The sequence below is a fragment of the Runella limosa DSM 17973 genome (assembly GCF_000482465.1).
GTDB lineage: Bacteria > Bacteroidota > Bacteroidia > Cytophagales > Spirosomataceae > Runella > Runella limosa.
On sequence record NZ_AXVJ01000106.1, the window covers coordinates 1 to 1,451 of the forward strand.

1 protein-coding gene is annotated in these 1,451 nt (G+C 51.7%); it reads right to left on the reverse strand.

Going from position 1 to position 1,451, the window contains the following annotated elements; genetic code table 11:
• Positions 1–1,451, reverse strand: a 1,451-nt coding sequence (locus K339_RS0109950) for an HYR domain-containing protein (RefSeq protein ID WP_028523439.1), incomplete at both ends; no start/stop codon positions are given.

Sequence of the window (1,451 nt, forward strand, 5' to 3'; positions counted from 1 at the left end):
TCAACCACCGTCACCGTGAAAGAACAACTCGTCTTTTGGCCATTCGCCGTTACTTCAAAGGTATTCGTGGTTGTGCCAACGGGAAAAGCTGCGCCTGAGGCTAAACCCGCAATTTGTTGCGTCGTTGCTCCTGAACAATTATCCGTTCCAACGGGAGCTGTATAGTTCACTACCGCCGAGCACTTGCCTGCATCGTTGTTCACACTGATATTGGCGGGGCAAGTAATTGTAGGGGGCTCGGCATCCACTACCGTCACCGTAAATGAACAAGTCGTCTTTTGACCATTCGCCGTTACTTCAAATGTATTCGTCGTTGTTCCAACAGGAAAGGCTGCCCCTGAGGCCAAACCCGCAATTTGTTGCGTCGTCGCGCCTGAACAATTATCCGTTCCAACGGGAGCCGTGTAGGTTACCACCGCCGAGCACTTACCAGCCTCGTTGTTCACACTGATATTAGCAGGACAAGTAATCGTCGGGGGTTCGGCGTCAACCACCGTCACCGTAAATGAACAAGTCGTCTTTTGACCATTCGACGTTACTTCAAATGTATTTGTCGTTGTCCCAACGGGGAAAGCTGCGCCTGAGGCTAAACCCGCAATTTGCGTCGTCGTCGCTCCTGAACAATTATCACTTCCCACGGGAGCCGTGTAGTTCACCACCGCAGAGCACTTACCTGCGTCGTTGTTCACACTGATATTAGCAGGACAAGTAATCGTCGGGGGCTCGGCATCAACTACCGTCACCGTAAATGAACAACTCGTCTTTTGACCATTCGACGTCACTTCAAACGTATTCGTCGTTGTGCCAACGGGGAAAACTGCCCCTGAGGCTAATCCCGCAATTTGCGTCGTCGTCGCTCCTGAACAATTATCCGTTCCTACGGGAGCCGTATAGTTCACCACCGCAGAGCACTTACCAGCGTCGTTGTTCACACTGATATTAGCAGGACATGTAATCGTCGGGGGTTCGGCGTCAACTACCGTCACCGTAAATGAACAAGTCGTCTTTTGGCCATTCGCCGTCACTTCAAATGTATTCGTGGTTGTGCCAACGGGGAAAGCTGAACCCGAGGCTAATCCTGTCGTTTGTACTGTCGTTGCTCCTGAACAATTATCCGTTCCTACGGGAGCCGTGTAGTTCACCACCGCAGAGCACTTGCCTGCATCGTTGTTCACACTGATATTGGCAGGACAAGTAATCGTCGGGGGTTCGGCGTCAACCACCGTCACCGTAAATGAACAAGTCGTCTTTTGACCATTCGACGTCACTTCAAATGTATTCGTCGTTGTGCCAACAGGAAAGGCTGCCCCTGAGGCCAAACCCGCAATTTGTTGCGTCGTCGCGCCTGAACAATTATCCGTTCCTACGGGAGCCGTGTAGGTCACCACCGCAGAGCACTTACCTGCATCGTTGTTCACACTGATATTAGCAGGACAAGTAATCGTCGGGGG